Source organism: Flavobacteriales bacterium (genome assembly GCA_016712535.1).
In the GTDB taxonomy this organism is placed as follows: Bacteria; Bacteroidota; Bacteroidia; order Flavobacteriales_F; family PHOS-HE28; genus PHOS-HE28.
Genome location: JADJQW010000001.1, coordinates 1 through 16824, shown reverse-complemented (window position 1 = coordinate 16824; position 16824 = coordinate 1). Strand labels below are relative to the sequence as shown.

General features: G+C 58.1%; 18 protein-coding genes and 1 pseudogene. 10 read left to right on the top strand and 9 right to left on the bottom strand.

Annotation, left to right across the window (positions count from 1 at the left end; genetic code table 11):
- The 4 genes from IPK70_00095 to IPK70_00080 all read left to right on the top strand — a co-directional run.
- On the top strand, nt 1-1117 hold a 1117-nt coding region (locus tag IPK70_00095), incomplete at its 5' end, for a hypothetical protein (GenBank protein ID MBK8225556.1).
- A 104-nt stretch (nt 1118-1221) separates the two neighbouring features.
- Nucleotides 1222-1923: a hypothetical protein gene (locus IPK70_00090; GenBank protein ID MBK8225555.1), complete on the top strand. Its 702-nt coding sequence runs from the start codon at nt 1222-1224 to the stop codon at nt 1921-1923.
- Between the two features lie 453 nt (nt 1924-2376).
- Nucleotides 2377-3246, top strand: coding sequence for a VCBS repeat-containing protein (locus IPK70_00085; GenBank protein ID MBK8225554.1), 870 nt, complete (start codon nt 2377-2379; stop codon nt 3244-3246).
- A 22-nt stretch (nt 3247-3268) separates the two neighbouring features.
- Nucleotides 3269-3988, top strand: coding sequence for a T9SS type A sorting domain-containing protein (locus IPK70_00080; GenBank protein MBK8225553.1), 720 nt, complete (start codon nt 3269-3271; stop codon nt 3986-3988).
- Nucleotides 3989-4309: 321 nt separating this feature from the next.
- Here IPK70_00080 and IPK70_00075 read toward each other — a convergent pair whose 3' ends face one another.
- Nucleotides 4310-5356, bottom strand: a complete 1047-nt coding sequence (locus IPK70_00075) for a virulence RhuM family protein (GenBank protein MBK8225552.1) — start codon at nt 5354-5356, stop codon at nt 4310-4312.
- 94 nt (nt 5357-5450) lie between these two features.
- On the opposite strand from IPK70_00075, the gene IPK70_00070 reads away from it, so the two are divergent.
- Nucleotides 5451-6284 carry a DUF3883 domain-containing protein gene (locus tag IPK70_00070; protein ID MBK8225551.1) on the top strand — a complete coding sequence of 278 codons (834 nt, stop codon included), beginning with the start codon at nt 5451-5453 and terminating at the stop codon, nt 6282-6284.
- 4 nt (nt 6285-6288) lie between these two features.
- Here IPK70_00070 and IPK70_00065 read toward each other — a convergent pair whose 3' ends face one another.
- From IPK70_00065 to IPK70_00050, 4 genes are read right to left on the bottom strand one after another with little or no spacing between them, the layout of a single operon-like run.
- Nucleotides 6289-7137, bottom strand: coding sequence for a hypothetical protein (locus IPK70_00065; GenBank protein MBK8225550.1), 849 nt, complete (start codon nt 7135-7137; stop codon nt 6289-6291).
- Between the two features lie 10 nt (nt 7138-7147).
- Entirely contained in the window at nt 7148-7591 is a 444-nt protein-coding gene (locus tag IPK70_00060; GenBank protein ID MBK8225549.1) for a hypothetical protein, read from the bottom strand.
- Nucleotides 7588-8637: a DUF4065 domain-containing protein gene (locus IPK70_00055; protein MBK8225548.1), complete on the bottom strand. Its 1050-nt coding sequence runs from the start codon at nt 8635-8637 to the stop codon at nt 7588-7590. The genes IPK70_00060 and IPK70_00055 overlap by 4 nt, the downstream gene beginning before the upstream one ends.
- On the bottom strand, nt 8634-8930 hold the full coding sequence (locus IPK70_00050) for a type II toxin-antitoxin system MqsR family toxin (protein MBK8225547.1): 297 nt from the start codon (nt 8928-8930) through the stop codon (nt 8634-8636). Before IPK70_00050 ends, IPK70_00055 begins: the two co-directional genes overlap by 4 nt.
- 494 nt (nt 8931-9424) lie before the next feature.
- On the opposite strand from IPK70_00050, the gene IPK70_00045 reads away from it, so the two are divergent.
- The 3 genes from IPK70_00045 (at nt 9425) to IPK70_00035 (ending at nt 12182) form a co-directional block, all read left to right on the top strand.
- Complete coding sequence (locus IPK70_00045) at nt 9425-9985, top strand: transposase (GenBank protein MBK8225546.1); 561 nt, start codon at nt 9425-9427, stop codon at nt 9983-9985.
- A gap of 27 nt (nt 9986-10012) precedes the next feature.
- Nucleotides 10013-10420, top strand: coding sequence for an IS110 family transposase (locus IPK70_00040; protein MBK8225545.1), 408 nt, complete (start codon nt 10013-10015; stop codon nt 10418-10420).
- 619 nt (nt 10421-11039) lie between these two features.
- Nucleotides 11040-12182, top strand: coding sequence for a hypothetical protein (locus tag IPK70_00035; GenBank protein MBK8225544.1), 1143 nt, complete (start codon nt 11040-11042; stop codon nt 12180-12182).
- Between the two features lie 370 nt (nt 12183-12552).
- On the opposite strand, the pseudogene IPK70_00030 reads toward IPK70_00035, so the two are convergent.
- The 4 genes and pseudogenes from IPK70_00030 to IPK70_00015 form a co-directional block, all read right to left on the bottom strand.
- Nucleotides 12553-13730: pseudogene (locus tag IPK70_00030) on the bottom strand (ThiF family adenylyltransferase).
- A 30-nt stretch (nt 13731-13760) separates the two neighbouring features.
- On the bottom strand, nt 13761-14642 hold the full coding sequence (locus tag IPK70_00025; protein MBK8225543.1) for a transposase: 882 nt from the start codon (nt 14640-14642) through the stop codon (nt 13761-13763).
- Nucleotides 14572-14868 (bottom strand): transposase, encoded by a 297-nt coding sequence (locus tag IPK70_00020; protein ID MBK8225542.1) that lies wholly within the window; start codon nt 14866-14868, stop codon nt 14572-14574. Before IPK70_00020 ends, IPK70_00025 begins: the two co-directional genes overlap by 71 nt.
- 197 nt (nt 14869-15065) lie before the next feature.
- Nucleotides 15066-15494: a multiubiquitin domain-containing protein gene (locus IPK70_00015; protein MBK8225541.1), complete on the bottom strand. Its 429-nt coding sequence runs from the start codon at nt 15492-15494 to the stop codon at nt 15066-15068.
- Nucleotides 15495-15677: 183 nt separating this feature from the next.
- On the opposite strand from IPK70_00015, the gene IPK70_00010 reads away from it, so the two are divergent.
- The gene (locus IPK70_00010) at nt 15678-16271 is read left to right on the top strand and encodes a hypothetical protein (GenBank protein ID MBK8225540.1); all 594 of its coding nucleotides are present in this window, start codon (nt 15678-15680) and stop codon (nt 16269-16271) included.
- On the top strand, nt 16271-16690 hold the full coding sequence (locus IPK70_00005) for a hypothetical protein (GenBank protein ID MBK8225539.1): 420 nt from the start codon (nt 16271-16273) through the stop codon (nt 16688-16690). The genes IPK70_00010 and IPK70_00005 overlap by 1 nt, the downstream gene beginning before the upstream one ends.
- The last annotated feature ends 134 nt before the right edge of the window (nt 16691-16824 follow it).

Here is a 16824-nt window from a genome sequence, read left to right as displayed (position 1 = left end):
ATATCCGGGCACAAGAGATCTCGAGGAGCGGCGCAACACCTACATGCGCCTGTGGAGCACCATGACCATGGGCACCGACATCTTCGTCGGCTTCATCGAGAAGGGGTTGCGCTCGCTGAAACCCGGTGGTCGTCTCTGCTTCATCGTGGCCGACCGCTGGCAGCACAACGCCTACGGACGCAAACTGCGCAAGCTCATCAGCGAGCACTATGCGGTGGACGCCATGTTCGGAGATGCACGGTGTGGATGCCTTCGCAGCGCCGGTGTCCGCGTATCCTGCGATCGCCATGATCGCAACGGCGTGCAAGGGCGCGTGCTGTATGCATACGCACAAGCCGAATTGAATGAGCTCGGTGGCGCACGATTAACAAGCTGGTTCGAGCACGACACACCCGGTGCTGTGCGCGACCCGATGTTCTCTGCCTGCGTGCTGCCCGATTGGTTCCGCACCGAAGAGATCTGGCCCAGTGGCTCACCCGAAGTGCTGACGTTTCTGGAGGACATGGCCGAGCGCTTCCATCCCTTGGAAGATGCGGCCACCGGCACCAAAGTGGGCATCGGCATCGCCACTGGTGCTGATGAGGTCTTCATCACCGAGGATGCGAACTGTGCGGAAGCTGAGCGTCTCCTTCCGCTACTCACCTCGGCAGACATCACCACGGGCCGTGTGCAATGGAAGGGCAACTACCTCGTGAACCCTTGGGACGCGAACGGCCAACTGGTGGACTTGTCACCGCACCCCAAGCTGAGCGCCTATTTCGCACGACATGCGCCAGCACTAAAGAAGCGCCACGTGGCCCAGAAGCGCCCCGACCGTTGGTACGCCACCATCGACAAGGTGCATGCGGGCTTGCGCGAACGGCCCAAGCTGGTGCTGCAGGACATGAGCAGCACCATCTCACCGGTACTCGATGCGCAGCACTACCCGCATCACAACCTCTACTGGATCACCAGTACAGGCTGGGACCTCGAAGTACTCGGCGGCCTGCTGCTCTCCGAAGTGGCCGAGCTCTTCGTGCAGCGCCTATGGCGTGAAGATGCGCAACGGCACCATGCGCTTCCAGTCGCAGTACCTGCGCATGATCCGCGTGCCCGCGCCCGAAAGCCTCAGCGATGAACAACGGGATGCGCGCGCCAGGCCTTCCGTGATCGCGACCGCGCGGGCGCCACGCGTGCTGCGTTGCAGGCTTACGGACTGAACGCACTGCCCGGTTTCAAGTGATGAAGAAGGATCCGCGCAAGGAAGTGCTGGCGCTGTGGAAACTGCGCTCCAAAGCTGAGAAGAAGGCCCGCGAAGGCGGCGTAACAAGGACCTGGGCTTGCGTGCAGGTGTCACCTCGGTCGTCATCTCGATCCGCTCTCCGAACTGGTGCGCGGGATCTTCATCGATGCGGGTATGCCGCCCGAGAGTGCATTGTGGTGGTGGCAACCTGCGGATCCCTGGCTTCTACCGCCCGCAGAAGAAGTGGGATGTGGTGGTGGTACACCAGGCGTGCTCGTAGCGGCCGTGGAGTTCAAGAGCATCCTGGGCAGCTACGGCAACAACATGAACAACCGCACCGAGGAATCCTCGGCAACGCGACGGATCTGCTCGAAGCGGCGGAGCAAGGCCTCATCGGCACGCGGCCGCCCTGGTTGGGCTTCGTCTTCTTCATGCAGGATGATGACAAGTCGCGCGGCGGCGGCAAGAGCCTCAAGCAACCACACTTCCCTGTGGACGATGCGTTTGTGGGCGCCACTTACCAACAACGCGCCTCCATCTGGTTGCGCCGCCTGCTCATGAAGCGCCTCTACAACGCCGCGTGGTACGCCGTAGTGAACCCGTTGCAAGGCGTGAACGGTGTGCGCGAACCGGATGCCGATCCGAGTTGGGCCAAGTTCGATGCGGCGATACCGGGACGGGTTGGGGAGGTGTTGGCGTGAGGAAGGCCGGCCACGATCGCTTCGCGAAGCCCTCGCGGGCAGCGGACAGACCAAGGCGGAGTTGGGAGGAGAAGAATCTGCGACGGCCTTAAGCACGGAGCGTGTTAGAGCCGTTCATGTAGCTTCTGAGCACTCTACACTACTTCTGGTAAGCAATGCCAAGCGCGTGAAAGAGACCATCTTCATGGTTGATGGAGCGCCGGAGGGTGGCTTCGAAGCCATGGCCCTGGATCAATTCCATCTCCACGGACGGCGATGACCTCGATACATTGCACGAAATCCTACGGATCCCATGACCATGAAGGCATCAGCACTCCTGTTCATCGCGATCGCGATGGCCGCGGCCCATTCCAAGGCCCAATACACCTATGCACAGGTGCTCACCGGGCTGGCGGACGTGTATGAGAGCGGAACACCGTCTTTGCCCTGGGTGATATTGATGCGGATGGTGACGTGGACATCATCTCCGTCGGCGACCATTGGGGAGGTGTCGTTGCCAACGAGATGGGCATCATGGTGTTCAAGAACAATGGCAACGGCACGGCCTGGACCAAGACCATGTCGGGCGTGCATGGCTACGGAGGCGTGGCACTCGGGGATGTCAATAATGACGGGGACATGGATGTGGCCTATGGGGTTCACCACGCCTATGGCACCACCGACTTCGGCGATCAGTTCCTGGAAGTGGTGCTCGGGGACGGAACAGGTCTGAACTGGACACCATGGGACGACGGTCTGGCGGAGCAGGGACAGAGTTGGGGCTTGTTCGGGTGTGACCTGGCGGACGTGGACAACGACGGGCTGCTCGATCTGGGGGCGAACTCCTTCGGCTGCTGCGATGGCTCTTGGGTCTACAAGAACAACGGGAATGGTACCTGGACATCGTTGGGGGGGTCCGCTGCCGGCTTCGACAATTCAAGTGAGGACCTGCTCTTCGGGGACTTCGATGGCGATGGCAGGCCCGACTTCATCGTGAACAATACCGCCTTCAATACCCAGCCATACCAGGTCTGGAGGAACACCGGGAGCGGTGCTTTCGCCCCCATGCAGAATGGCCTGCCCTACTCCGGCGCATGGGGCGATTTCAATTTCGAGATAGCCGTGGCCGATGTGGACCACGACGGCGCTGATGATATCGCCATCACGCTGGGCAACTACGTTCGTGTTTACTCCTATGACCCGTCCACCAGTTCATGGGTGAACATCTCCACCGGCCTGCCAACCACCTCGCAGAGCGGACTTCTGGTCGCGTTGGGCGACATGGGCCAGGATGGTCATGTTGATGTGGTGACGTACAAGAGCAACCTGATCGCCCATTTATGAGGGCGATGGCGCAGGTAGCTGGATGCAGGCCGCAACGCTCCCCATCCCGGAAACGACCGGCTATGTCTTGAAGGTGGCCGATCTGGACCACAACGGCTACTCGGACATCGTCTACTGGGCGAACCCAGGCAGCGGGAACAGGCTGCGCGTTTACCTGCAATCCACACCAGCGACCCAGCTGTCCATCGCACCGGTCGATCCCAACGGAGGGCAGTGCTTTGTTCCCGGATCCGCCGGATTCATCCATTGGACCAGCATGGTCCCTTCGCCGGGAACGGCGACGGTCGATATCGAACTCTCCATAGCGGGCCCCTTCGGTCCGTTCACCAGCATCGTGTCCGACGCACCCAATTCGGGAACCCACCAATGGCAGATCCCTGCGGTCTCATCGAACGATTGCTACCTGCGGTTCACCATCGATGATGGGATGACCACCGTGCAGTCCACATCGGCTGCCGCGTTCTCGATCGATGGCTGCGACCTCAACACAAGCGTCTCGGACATTGATGGTGGTGCCGACATGATCATCTGGCCCAATCCGAGCGAGGGCATGATCCAGGTCCATAGCGCTATCGCGCCTGATAGGATCCATGTCCGCAACGCGCTGGGTGCGTTGATCGTCTCGGCGCCCGGTCGATCGCTCACCACCATCGACCTATCCGCCTACCCTGCCGGGCTGTATTTCGTTGATGCCCTGTTCAAGGACGGGACGAGAAGCAAGAAGGTCGTGAAGACGGAATAAAGGCCAGGTGCGGGTTGCCGGTCGGGGCAGGCCTGGCTTTGACTCGTCCTGAAATGGGTTTACGCAATAGCGTGAGCCATGAAAGGCAAGTTCAAGCACAACAAGAACGGCAAGTCCGAATCGCGCTACAGTGAGGCTTTCAAGCACACCGTGGTCAGGAGGTGAGCCCCGTGCATAGGGGGATGTACACGAGCATCTTGCGCCGGCGAGTCCCGGTCCACGAACCGGGAATCGGAGTTGCGCAGTTGGAAGAACCGAAGAAGCGTTCGAGCATACGGCTTTCCGATGGGGAATGGGGTTGACGGGAGGATGTGAACCGCCCTACCGATTCTTCTTCACCTTCGGATTGCTCACATTCTCTCCCGAAGGCCTCCCACCGGTGAGCCTGCGCACCTCCTTGTCAAAATCGCTGATGTAGTCGCGGTCCTGCCGCACACGGAACTTCTCGTATTCGCCTTCGGCCAATTGCACGGCCACGTCGTGGCTCACCTTGCCGGCGTCCTTCAGCACGTTGTAGTCGTTGAACTGCAGGAAGGCATCGAGCTTCCCGGCCCAGTCCTTCATGTGCATGGTGATGCCACGCTTCGCCTGGTTCTCGGCGTAGTCCAGGTACATGCTCACGATGCGGTCCAGTTCGCTGATCTCCTCGGCGTTCAAGTAGTTCTTGGCCACCGTCACATCGCTCTTGAGCACCTTGCCATCGGGCGCGTTCTTCCAAGTGGTGAGCCCCATGTGGGGTTGTTCCGCTTTCGCTCGTTCGGCGATCAACTCGGCGGCCGTGTGACGGTGAATGGCCCAATGGAGCTTGTTCTGCACGGTCTTGTAGAAGAGGCGGGTGACCTCATCGTTCGCGCCGTAATCGCGGCTGCACTCCTTGTAGATGTCGGTGATCTTCTCGTAGAAGCGCCGTTCGCTGGCGCGGATCTCACGGATGCGTTCCAGCAGTTCCTCGAAGTAGTCCTGCCCGAATCGCTTGCCCTGCTTCAGCCGTGCATCGTCCAGCACGAAGCCCTTGATGATGTATTCCTTCAGGGTGTTGGTGGCCCAGATGCGGAACCGGGTGGCGCGCTGGCTGTTGGCGCGGTAGCCCACGGCGATGATGGCGTCCAGGTTGAAGTGATCCACCAGTCTTTCCACGTCCCTAGCGCCTTCCCGCTGAACTACCCGGAATTTCCGGGTAGTTGACTCCCGGTCCAGTTCCCCGTCCTCGAAAATGTTCCGCAAGTGCTCGCCAATGGTGGTCGCATCCTTATCGAAGAGTTCGGCGATCTTCTTCTGGCTCAGCCAGAAAGTCTCGCCCTCGAAGAAGACCTCGATGCGCACCTCGCCCTGCGGCGTGGTGTAGAAGATGATGTCGGAAGCGTTCATTCGGCCCGGCGGCTTTCCCGTCGATCGGTGGTTTCCAATGTAAGGGGTGGGCGGAAGATGTGGATGAGAGCGATGGGCATTCTACATTTCCCTCATGGACGGCTGGAAGCAGGACGAAGTCGAAGCGGCCATCGAGGCCTACTTCGACATGCTCCGGCGCGAAGTGGCCCAGCAGAAGGTGAACAAGGTCGCGGTGTATCGCAGCTTGGAAGCGGAAGGAGCGCGCACTGCAAAGTCCTACGAGTTCAAGATGCAGAACATCAGTGCGGTGCTGGCCCTGAACGACCTGCCCTTTCTGAAAGGCTTGGTGCCTGCGAAGAACTTCCAACGGATGCTGGAGCCGCTGGTCATGGCCTATGTGGATGCGCACGCGGACCTGCGCCCCGCGCTGCTCGGCTACGCGACACGGCAGACCCCGGAAGAGCGGCTGAAGGAATTGCTCGATGCGCCGAGCCTCGTGGAGGAACCTGCACCGGCCTATGCCGCCAAACCGACGGAACGGATGTTCGCGGGCAAGATCATTGACTTTGCGGCGAGGGAGCATGCCTGCCGCAAGCTGGGGCAGAGCGGCGAAGAGTTGATCATCAGCTACGAGCGTTGGAAGCTCTTGAAGCACGGCCGCGCAGACCTGGCGAACGAAGTGGAATGGGTATCCCGCACCAAGGGCGATGGCATGGGCTACGACATCCGCTCGTTCAACATTGAGTACGAAGAGCGCTTCATCGAGGTGAAGACCACCAACTTCGACCGGGAGACACCCTTCTTGATCACCGACAACGAGCTGGACTTCTCGAAGCAGAACGCGGAGCAGTACAAGCTCTACCGCCTGTTCGACTTTGGCAAGAAGCCGCGCATGTTCACGCTCAGCGGCTCCATGGAAGAGGCTTGCGTGATATCGCCGTCGAGATATCGGGCTTGGGCGCGGTAGCTGGCTATTCCATCAAGCCCGCTTCTCTGTCACGCTGCACAATGAGCCAGAGCTGATGGAGCAGTTGCTCGGTAAAGCTCATGCATGTGAAGGCGACGGAGTTGAAGAGATTCGTATCGAAGGTGACCCGCTCGCCCAGGGCGAAGGAGCGCGTGGTTGGACGGGCTTCGAGCATTATGCCATGCACCGTTGGGGAAGTCAGCTTGAGCTCCATCGTCAAACGGTGGGGTTGGCCGTCGATCTTCACATGAACGATGTGGTCCAGATATGTCAGGCGAAGTGAGTTGTTCTCCTTGTCGTTGATGTCTAGTGCCGAAACCACGCCGTTGCGGTGCACCAGACAATTCCTGACCTTGTTGATCGACAGTATCTCAGGCACGAGTTGGATGGGCGCATTGATCTCTTCCGCAATTGCATCGATGAGCTTGGGAACGTGTAAGCTCATCGGCTGAGATTCAATGCCCTGAAGTTGCTGCTCTAGTGCTTCCTTGTCTCTGAATGGGCGCTGCCGTGTAGCATGCGCGGCATTCCGGTAGTGAAGGAATCTGTATGCCTCGATGAGCGATTCGTTCAGCCCTGTGACAAAGTCCTCAAATGCATTCTTCAACAGCCAATTCATGGTCTGTTGCCGAAGGGCTTCCCAGTCCAACTGCACGCTCGGATCCTGCGCCAAGAAGGGCAGACTGTCCATCTCAAGCACCGGAAGGAAATCAGCTTGGTAGTTCTTGATGGCATGGTAAGAGTGGGTCAAGCTCTCAGCGGACACCCTGAAGTGTCGCAAGAACTTGTTGCGGACCTCGTCTAGCTGAACCTTGATCTGGAACGCTTCTGCGTTCTCGGGAACGGTGGGCATGGCAACAGACCTACTTGCTCAGCAACTTGACCAGACCATAGATGCCAGCTACGACCGCGGCTCCTCCCAGAAGGGCCTTCCCGATATCGGCTTGACGGCTCTCCGTCCGGAAATGCAACACCTCGTTCACGAAATGCTCACAGTTGTACTTCCATGTGTCGTACCAACGACCAAGTCGCGCATTGACGCGGTCCAAGACAGCAACCCGCTGCTGATAGCTGCCCGAGAATGGAATGATGCGCGTGATGCGACCGGCGTCAGCCAGGAACACATCCAGTCTTGTAAGGATCACACCACGCCCCTCCTTGTTCTCGGCGACTAGTGCGTGCCCATTCTGCCCAATGCCATAGAACAGCGCGTGGTGTTGCACCATGTTCCAAGCACTCTTGGGAACGATGATGCGGTCCCCGGTTCCAAAGCCATACTGCTGTGCGAGTTGTAGTGAGTACGTCATGACTTGTCTTGCTTATCAAATGCCTTCAACCCGAAGGCGAGGTTGTAATCGATCACCGTGTGCTCCTTCTCGTGCTGCTTCCAAGCATCTTCCTCGTGGCTGATGTTCTCGATCTCCTTGGCCGTTGTGTTCTTGAACTGCTCGCACACCTCGTTCAATGCTGCGAGTTCCGACTCCTCGAACAGTTCGGCATTGAAGGGCGCACTGGTCAGGGGCATGAACTGCCCAATGATCCCGCCGTCATTCATCTCTAGTTCATTCAGCTTGATGTGCCCTTCGCGCTGCGCATACTCATATAGCGATGCGTATTGCACCGGAACCGGTCCCATCTGGATGGCGCGATAGCGGCCGCCTGTGATAGACACGCCGTGCAATTGGAAGTGCCGGAAGTCGGCATAGAAGAGCAGCTTGTTCAGGCGCGTCTTGTACAAGTGCGGGGCGAGCTTGGCCGTGAAGAACTTGATCAGCTCCAGGGTTCGCTCCAGGCTCGGTCGTCGGTAGCCAGTGAACTTGTCCGGCAGGTCCGAACTGGACTTGCTTCCCATCAAGAACTCCTCCGTGCCGAAGACCGTCTGCCAACCATCGTTCGCCTTGCGCATCTCCTCGATGCGCGCGATGATCTTCTCCTTCGACTTCTCTTCCAGGTGCGCGCTCAGCTTCACCAGCTTGGCGAACTCGACTTCATCGTTGGCCACCTGGATCAGCCGCGCATTGCTCTCGCTCGGCACTTCGCCGGCCTCGTAGTTGCGCCACACGTTCACACCGAAACCCAGCACGTCGCTCATCTTGGCCGCGCTCAGGTCGTACTTGGTGCGGATCGCCTTGATCTCATCCGGATAGGGCAGCTTGAAACGCTCGCGGTACTGGTTGTACACCTGATTGATGTTCACCTCATCGGTGAACTCCTCGGTGTATTGCTCACCGTCGGTGTCCTTGTAGAAGTGGTACATGATCTCGAACTCCTCCTTGCGGAAGGGGATCGTGCGCTTCTCCCGGCATAGCACCATGTCGTTGCCGGTTATTGGGCTCTTCAGGGTCCGTTTCATCGCAGTGGGAATTTCATGGGGTGCGCAGCAGCATGGAAAGAGATGCAGGTGACCTTGCCATCACCGGTCACACCCAGGGTGATCTTGATGTACAGTTCGTGCGCCTTCAGCTCCTTGCCGAAGACCCAGAGGGCCGGGCCATTGTCCCAGTCCGTGATCGGTCCTTCGCTATAGTCCATCGCTGTCAGTTCGCTCAACACCTTGATGCGCTCGTTGCGCGTGATGCCCAACTCGAAAACGGCCGTTGTGTTCTTCTCCCGCCTGTCATGGAAGAACACGCCCCAGACCTTCATCCGGGCGTGGAACTCTCGCAGGAAGGCTTCGACCTCGGCCGGTTGTCATCGCACTTCAAGGTGGAACGAAGATAGGCCTTCGGTCCAATTATACAACATTATAGTTGCATGGATGACCAGAATAGACTGAATGCCCACTTCAAAGTGCAGGGAAGGTTAGGGCGTTCCGGCGCCAAATGCGCGCCGTCGGGCTTTCCCCTTCAAGTCCGCGCTCGTTCCTCGCTTGCGGGCTTTCCGGTCCAACTCTACACTTGGACGCTTGGAAGATGAAGCATCTTCGAAGTGAACAATTCCTCCGAAGGAGGCTGAGCGGATCCAGGTGAACCAGTCCGCTGCGAAGGTGTGATGACCTATAGCGATTATCGGTACCTGCGGTCCCTCAGGTCTGAGGCTTGGATAGAATGTGAGGCTCACGGCCTACTAGGTTGTCAAGTTCAGGACCCGATGCTCAGCGCTCCCCCAGAGGATCGTGTGTCACCCAAAATTAAACGAACATGAAACACTGGATCGGGATCGACGTGAGCAAGGCGACACTGGATGTGGCCCTGTTGGATGAACGCGGGACACTGACCGCAGAGATCAAGGTGGAGAACACCACCAGGAGCGTGAAGGCGTTACTGCGCCGATGGACCAAGGAGTACACACTGGTCAAAGGGGAATACCTGGCTTGCCTGGAGCCCACGGGCTACTACGGCCATGCGCTGCTGGAAGTGTTGGTGGAATTGGAGATCCCCACCTGGCTTGCTCATCCCAACGACATCAAGCAGAGCATTGGCATGACCCGGGGGAAGAGCGACCGGGTGGATGCGCTCAGGATCGCCGACTACGCCCGTCGCTTCCAAGACAAGTCACGGTTGTTCACGGCTGACCAGCTGAAAATGAACAAGCTCAAGCAGCTCTTGAGCAAGCGCCAGAACTACGTGATGCGCAAGACCATGCACCAGCGGCGATCAGGACATGAACAAGCTCATGGACAAGGGCCTGCGCGGGCCGTTCACCCGGTTCGACAAGGCCATCAAGCGCTGGACAAGGTGATCAGGAACTGGAAGGCATGATGAGGACACCATCAACGCGGAGCCCGAATTGAGCAAGCGCTTCGAGCTGCTGAAGTCCGTGGAAGGCGTTGGGCTCATCCTGGGCTCACCTGCTGGCCCTCACCGACGGCTTCACGCGGTTCACCCTCACCGCGACAGCTAGCTTGCCATGTCGGCTGCGCACCCTTCGAGAACAGGTCAGGCACCAGCATCAGAGGGCGCACCCGCGTATCGCACAATGCCAACCATACGCTCAAGGCTCTACTGCATGTCTCGGTGGTCGCCGTAACACGAAACACCGGTGAGTTCCGCGCCTACTACGACCGCAAGGTGGCCGAGGGAAAACACAAGATGCTTGTCTTCAACGCCATGCGAAACAAGCTCATCCACCGTGTCTGTGCCGTGATCCGAAAGGGCGTGCCTTACGAGATACGAACACCCTTGCACACGTCATAGAATAATCCCTAACGCGAAAGGCGGACCGTCGCGTCAGATTTTGGCTGTGTTCGTCGGTACGGCCTCAATGCGCACCAGGAAACGGCTGTTGCCCGCAGCATAGCACTAAGGAGAAGACCGCGTCGTTGTAAGGCTCTGGCATTCAATGCACACCCCCTGTTGAGAACTGGGTCAGATACTTGGTCGAACGGCGGCGAGAGTGACCCAAATTGCGACTGTTTGAGCGCGGGCACCCTATATCTCCCGGCTGCGCCAACGTTCGCCTGGCGCGCTTCGCTTAGCTTCGCGTCCCTTCACATTTACGGGAGTTTCATGGATCAACGTCACTCAGTGCTGATGTTGTTGGGGCTACTGCTTCACAGCTTGTATACGTTCTTGGCGTTCGTGATCGTCTATGCGTTCCATCTGGCGATCGAGCGGGTTCCATTTTGGCTTCAGCGCCTGTTCCAATGGATTGGGGGCGGCGATGCTGGCGAACATGTTGCGGAAGAACCGGTTGGAGCACTTGTGGCGAAGGCGGTCGCCTATGCTTTACTGGTTGGGGGCGGTATCTGTTGCATCAGCTTTGTTTGGATGGAGACCGTCAAGTTCTTCAAACAGTTACGAAAGCCGACTACACATGGATAAGTCACTTTCCCTTGGTTCCTGGTTCCGCACAGAGACCGCCTACTTCTTCCGGAATTTCTTCCGCCCATGGAGGATCTTCACGGATGTGACCTTCACTGACGGTAGCGTGGAAGCGGACAACCCAACGATAGAAGCGGTGTCCGACGGGTCCAGCGTTTTGGCCTCAGTAGTGCAAAAGGCAGTTTGCTACAATCAAGGCGCGTTGATCGAGTTCGCCTACATGAGCGCTGAGCGCCACAAGGCTATGCGCATCGCGTACGACAACGAAGACGTGGAGGAGGTCCGCAATTGCTACAAGACGCTCGTTGACCATCAGAATGCGGCGATGCGCGAAATTGCCCTGCACAACTTCCAGTCGCTCGCTGAGTACTTTGCGTTGCGTTCCATTGGCGCACAACCACGCATCTGTTTGAAGGGGAACTCGACTGTAGAGTCGAACGAGACGATCATTAGATTGTTCGGTGATGCCGATGTGAAGTACAAGTCGAACACCCGGATCGAGAACAATACCGGCCACTTGCGCATAAAGGAGACCGGCACGTTCTTCCTCGAGAACGACATACCGACCGCTGCAGCACGCGGCGAGTACAAGAACCCGCGGCTCGACCCTGAAAAGGCGAAGGAATTCGTTGAGGGCCGCATTCGCAGGTGGAAGGACTGCTGGGATGCGAATGGAGAGGGGGACAGTGCCTACTATCGCTCCACGTTGATCGTTCCTTTGACGCTTTGGAATAACCAGCTCTCGCCCGAATTCAAATCGATGGTGAAGAACTTCGAGAACGTGGATCGGGCGATTTTCGGTTACCTCTGCTTCGATCATGTGGATACGAATTACTTCACAGAACAGGACGCAAAAGTGGGCTACATGTACGCCGATCTACTTTCGGTCTTTATGTTCGTGAGGATGATGTACACCGAGATGTCGGATACCTACAAGAAGACCACCAAGGTGGTAAACGAGGCTGATCCGGAGGTCATTTTCAAGCCCATGCCGCAAGCGTGGAAGAGAAAGTCCACGGAGGACGTTGGCAGGGAACTCATGACGGATCCCATAGCGATCGAGACAACCAACAACCGATTGATTACGGTAGACGAGCAGTTCCAAGAGTATGTTGGTGCGGAAATCGAGGCTTGAGCGCGCTTGTTCGCGCCAGTTGTTGAGGCCCAGGACCTAGTCCTTTCTTCGAACATCATCAGGTCCTCTGAAGTACTTGTCCTTTCGCTCTCGATCCTCCTGCCGCCCCTTCTCGATCTCATCGTCACTCCACCGCCGAGCCCACCGCACCTTGTTCCGAACAATCCAGTAGTGCGACCTACACGGGAAGTTCCAGTTGCCGATCGAGGGTCTGAGCGACACCGCCTTCCCATTGAACCGAAGTTCCCAGTCGGTCGGGGAGAGTGGCGTCACTACTCGATTCCCACATCCGCAAGGGCATAGATGCACCACGGTCCCGTACTCCACAGTGATGTAGAGCACACCTTCCTCCAGTTCTTCTGGGATGAACTCAGAGAACCGGTGCTGGAACTTCTTCTCGTGTGATCTGCCCTGTGCTGATGACGTACTCGACATGATGTGCCTGCTTCTGATCTTGATAGAACGAACAAAGCTGCTTCCACTTGATCACAGCCAACGACGCGTTGAGCATGTTGAGGTCGGCGATCTGGATGTTCGTGGCGTACTCGTCATCATCTGAATCCGCCTTCCCAATACGATTCGCCAGATGCTCATGGAAGGAAGGAGTACCCACCGTGACGCGTACTTGCCCGATCAACTCACCATGGGACACGTTGACACCCAGACCACAATCGATGAACGGGATGCCGGGCTCAATGAGGTGGGAGAGGATCACAGCCTTGGCACTGTTGGAATCGATGCAGATGAAAACATAGTCCAGCCCATCGAGCAGACCAAGGTTGTCCTCCGTGATCCGAACAGCATGTGGCTTGATACCCCTGTGCATCTTGGAATAGGCGGCGTACTGGTGGTCCACCTTCTTCGGTCGCGCTTCAAGTTCTGCTTTGGTCGCTGCACCCGGCGAACGGAAGGCATTGTGCTGAAGGAAGTCATCATCGTCGAACAGCCGGATCTCCGCAACAGGCGTCTTGGCAACCTGGTCCAGGATGTATGAGCCGGTACCGCCGACACCGATGATCCCAATCCGCAGCCCATCGAACCTCGCGGTCAGTTCGGTGATGCCGGCCCTGCTGGAGTTCGTCTCGATGTAGTTGAACACGGAGTTCTCTTCGCCGTCGACCATCACACGGAAGGTTTGGGCCGTAGCACCTGGGACGATGGATCGGGCTGGTGCCGTGATGATCCTCGTGTAGGTCACGACCTTCTCGTAGTAGTTCGGATAGCCGCCCTGCGGCTTGTTGGAGAACGAGAAACTCGTCACCACCTCATCCGACAAGCGCGCGCTGTGCGCGCTGTGCTGGATGGCGGTGATGATGTTACCATCCCTGTCGCACGGATGCTCGCCCACGAACCACATCACATGGTCGGGCGGCGGTCCGGTCCGATCGCCTTGCAGGTTCAGCGGGCAAACGAACTTCCCCTGAGCGAGCTCTCGGCGCGCGTTCACGTAGGGGATGTCGTGGACGACCAGGTGACCACTGAGGATCTCAATGGCGTATCCTCGTCCCGAAGGCGCTTCAGGTGGGTCTGTTCAGGGAACTGTGTCAATTGACCTTGTTGATGTTGTTGTAGTGGATTTCAACGAGGGGTTCGGGGGAGACTCACAACTTGTTCGTTGCTGTTGATGGGTGGATCCGGTCGGTGAAGAGGATCTCGATGGTCAGTATATGGACCGCCAGTTGAGCAGGGACGCTGCCACTTATCGCGGGCGATGCGCTGCTGCACAAGAAAGATAAGCTTGAGCACCGCGAGACGCCATCGAAGACCCGCTTGGTCTTGGTGGCCTTGCGCAATTGGGCGTGGTAGCCCTCGATGATGTTGGTGGTGTATCAGCTTGCGTAGTGGCTCGGGGTAGCCCAGGAAGGTGCTCAGACGCGGCCAGTTGTTGGTCCAGCTCTGCACAGCTCGTGGGTAGCGCTCTTCCCACTTGGCGGCGAAGGCTTCCAGGGCCAATAGCGGCCTGCTCGTTGGGGGCCTTGTAAATGGGCTCGTCGGCCAGCACGTTCTTGACTCCTGGAGCCCACATGGCGTAGCGTGTTGCGATCGGTGCACGATGCAGCCCTGCACGGAGGTGGGGAACACCGCCTCGATCGCATCGTCGAAGCCCTTGAGGTTGTCTGTGCAGGCGATCGGATGTCCTGCACCCCGCGCTGCTTCAGGTCGCTGAGCACACCCAGCCAGTGCCGCGCCCTCGCTCTCCTCCACGTATGCCCAGCACGTCCTTGTACCCATCGAGGTCCACGCCCAGCACGGTATACACCGCGCGGCCGCCCTGGCCCTCGTGCTTGACTTGAAGAAGGCCGCGTCCAGCCACGATGGCGTGATCGGCTCCAGCGGGCGGGCCTGCCACCTGCGCAGTTCCCGATCACCGTGTCGGTCACGGCGTCGATCAGCGTCGTTGGTCTCCACCTGCTCCCGCATATGGGCGCTGATGTCGGAGGCCAACCCCAGGCCGTACATGCCGGATCTTCTGGTCCAGCTCGGCGTTCAGTACGCGCTGGCGCTTCTCCACCATGCGCGGCTCGAAGCTCCCATCGCGGTCCCTCGGCGTGGCGATCTCCACCTGCCCGCCGGAGGTCTTCAGCTGCTTGGGCGTATACCCGTTGCGCCGGTTGCCTTCCTGCTCCGGGGCCTCAGGTGCGCGATCTCCACCCTTCAGGCTGGCTTGCACCACGCGCTTGATCATGTCGGTGATGCCCCGCCTCGCCCAGCAACGGCCCAGCGTAAATGGCCTCGGCGATCTTCTGCCCCAGGGCTCAAGCTCGATGTCATACTTGCTCCGCTTGGGTTTCAGGTCTCTCTTCTTGGTCGGGTCTTCCTGGTTCGTGTCGGTTGGTTGAAGGCGCCAACGCCGTTATCCTAACAGTCTCCTTCAGGTCGGCGCTACGACTTATCAGTGCGTGTGACATTGAAGATCATTTTGTCCTTTGCGCAGACGCACTCGCCCTTCACCATCGAACCCTCGGGATTTTCCTTGGGGCCGCGATCGTAGGTCACCGTATACACGATGTTCGGATTCGGGTCATAGGCCCCGAAGGCCAACTTCACCACATCCTCGAAGCAGATGGTGTGCTTGTCCCACTCCTTGGGCGTGCCGTTGACGATCAGCGTCACGGTCTTCTTGGAGAAGAAGTGCTCAATCTCCGGGCGCGCCAGGTTGACGCGGGTGTCGTCCTTGATCAGCTCATCCTCCCAAGGCTTCTTGATGGCCAGGAAGATCAGCTCGTCCGGACCGATGTGGCCAAGCTTCCTGATCTCCGCGCCAAGGATGTACTGCTCGGGCCATTCGTAGACCTCCTTGTTGATGGTCAACTTCAGAGGCTGACGGCCAGCCCCACCCCTTCTCGGTTTCGTCCTGATGCTTCATCTCCGTTACAGTGTTTGGGCACCTCGACATTGAGGAGCCGCTGTCACAGGAAAGGGCTGATCACCCCAACCGATTTACCAGTCCATGGTAAATTTCCCCTCCAGGGTAGCCCTTACCTGTGGAGGCCAATGGAAGCCGAGTCGTCAATCGCCACATCAGAGGAGGTTGCAGAGCTATTCGATGCTCTGGACTGGTCTCGGCTTTGGCCCAGACTGGTCAGTCACACGCTGGCGACAATGAAGCGGCGCCATCGTGTGAGGGGGACCAAGGATGAACTGCACGATGCCGCTCGAGAACTGGTCGAGGAATGTATGCGCCGAGTCTTTGCCACCGGAAGTCGGAAATGGAACAAGGGGCACTACCCAGATATTGAATTGTTCCTTTTCGACACGATGGACAGCCTCGTCAGCAACTGGCTACGGGGCAGAAAGCAGCGGCTCAAGGTGGAAGGCGATGTTGATCTCGATGGCTTCGCTGCGGGCGAAAACGGGTCAGTGGATATCGCGGCCTACGAAGAAGCTGTAGTGGCTGAATTCGCGAAGCAACTAGAACAACTTGGAGCAGAAGATGACGAGCTCCTCATTTTCAATGCTCGCGTGTACGATGGCTTAACGAGACCAGAAGAGATCAGGGAGAATATTGGGATGACCGAGAAGGAATACCACAACGCAATACGACGACTTGACCGACGACTTGAGAAGATCAGGGCCAAACGCGATTAATGAGCGACAACCAACGGGATAGGATTCTCCGCGCCTTCGACGAGCTCTTGTTAGAGAGTTTGAGGCTGAACGACGAGGCTGCTCGTGCTTATCTCTCTAATGAAGGGATAGACCCGAATGCAGAGGCTGACTATGGAAAGAAGGTTGCCAAGCGCATCGCTTTCTTGATGAAGGCGAAGCAACAGCAGGAACGGGATACTGGGTTGCTCACAAGGGCTTTGGACATGCTTCGCGAAAAGGTAGCCGAGAATGCTGAGAGAACTGGCGAAGTGCTTCAACGACTCTTACAGGCACGAAAGCCGCAGGTTCAATTCCGCAATTTGAGCGAGTGGACTGACGAACAAGTTCGCGCGGTTCTTGATGATGTTGATATCGTGGAATTGATGGAGGCCTTGGAGCGCGAAGACGGCAGCCAATGAAGTCGAAGGGGCAGGCAGTGGCTCTCCGAATGCTGGAGGAGTGTGGCATTGACGACCCCACCAGTATTCCGCTGGAGTTGATTGTTGCTGGCCGAGGAGCGACTCTGAGGTTCGCCGAGCTCAAAGGAGGTGAC

Bases quoted from the DNA above. Each gene is read 5' to 3' on its own strand.
- IPK70_00055 (MBK8225548.1), bottom strand. From the start codon at position 8,637: ATGAAACGGACCCTGAAGAGCCCAATAACCGGCAACGACATGGTGCTA.
- IPK70_00020 (MBK8225542.1), bottom strand. From the start codon at position 14,868: ATGATCAAGCGCGTGGTGCAAGCCAGCCTGAAGGGTGGAGATCGCGCA.
- IPK70_00035 (MBK8225544.1), top strand. From the start codon at position 11,040: ATGGATAAGTCACTTTCCCTTGGTTCCTGGTTCCGCACAGAGACCGCC.
- IPK70_00025 (MBK8225543.1), bottom strand. From the start codon at position 14,642: ATGTACGGCCTGGGGTTGGCCTCCGACATCAGCGCCCATATGCGGGAG.
- IPK70_00050 (MBK8225547.1), bottom strand. From the start codon at position 8,930: ATGAAGGTCTGGGGCGTGTTCTTCCATGACAGGCGGGAGAAGAACACA.
- IPK70_00010 (MBK8225540.1), top strand. From the start codon at position 15,678: ATGGAAGCCGAGTCGTCAATCGCCACATCAGAGGAGGTTGCAGAGCTA.
- IPK70_00065 (MBK8225550.1), bottom strand. From the start codon at position 7,137: ATGCCCACCGTTCCCGAGAACGCAGAAGCGTTCCAGATCAAGGTTCAG.
- IPK70_00070 (MBK8225551.1), top strand. From the start codon at position 5,451: ATGGACGGCTGGAAGCAGGACGAAGTCGAAGCGGCCATCGAGGCCTAC.
- IPK70_00005 (MBK8225539.1), top strand. From the start codon at position 16,271: ATGAGCGACAACCAACGGGATAGGATTCTCCGCGCCTTCGACGAGCTC.
- IPK70_00090 (MBK8225555.1), top strand. From the start codon at position 1,222: ATGAAGAAGGATCCGCGCAAGGAAGTGCTGGCGCTGTGGAAACTGCGC.
- IPK70_00080 (MBK8225553.1), top strand. From the start codon at position 3,269: ATGCAGGCCGCAACGCTCCCCATCCCGGAAACGACCGGCTATGTCTTG.
- IPK70_00075 (MBK8225552.1), bottom strand. From the start codon at position 5,356: ATGAACGCTTCCGACATCATCTTCTACACCACGCCGCAGGGCGAGGTG.
- IPK70_00045 (MBK8225546.1), top strand. From the start codon at position 9,425: ATGAAACACTGGATCGGGATCGACGTGAGCAAGGCGACACTGGATGTG.
- IPK70_00060 (MBK8225549.1), bottom strand. From the start codon at position 7,591: ATGACGTACTCACTACAACTCGCACAGCAGTATGGCTTTGGAACCGGG.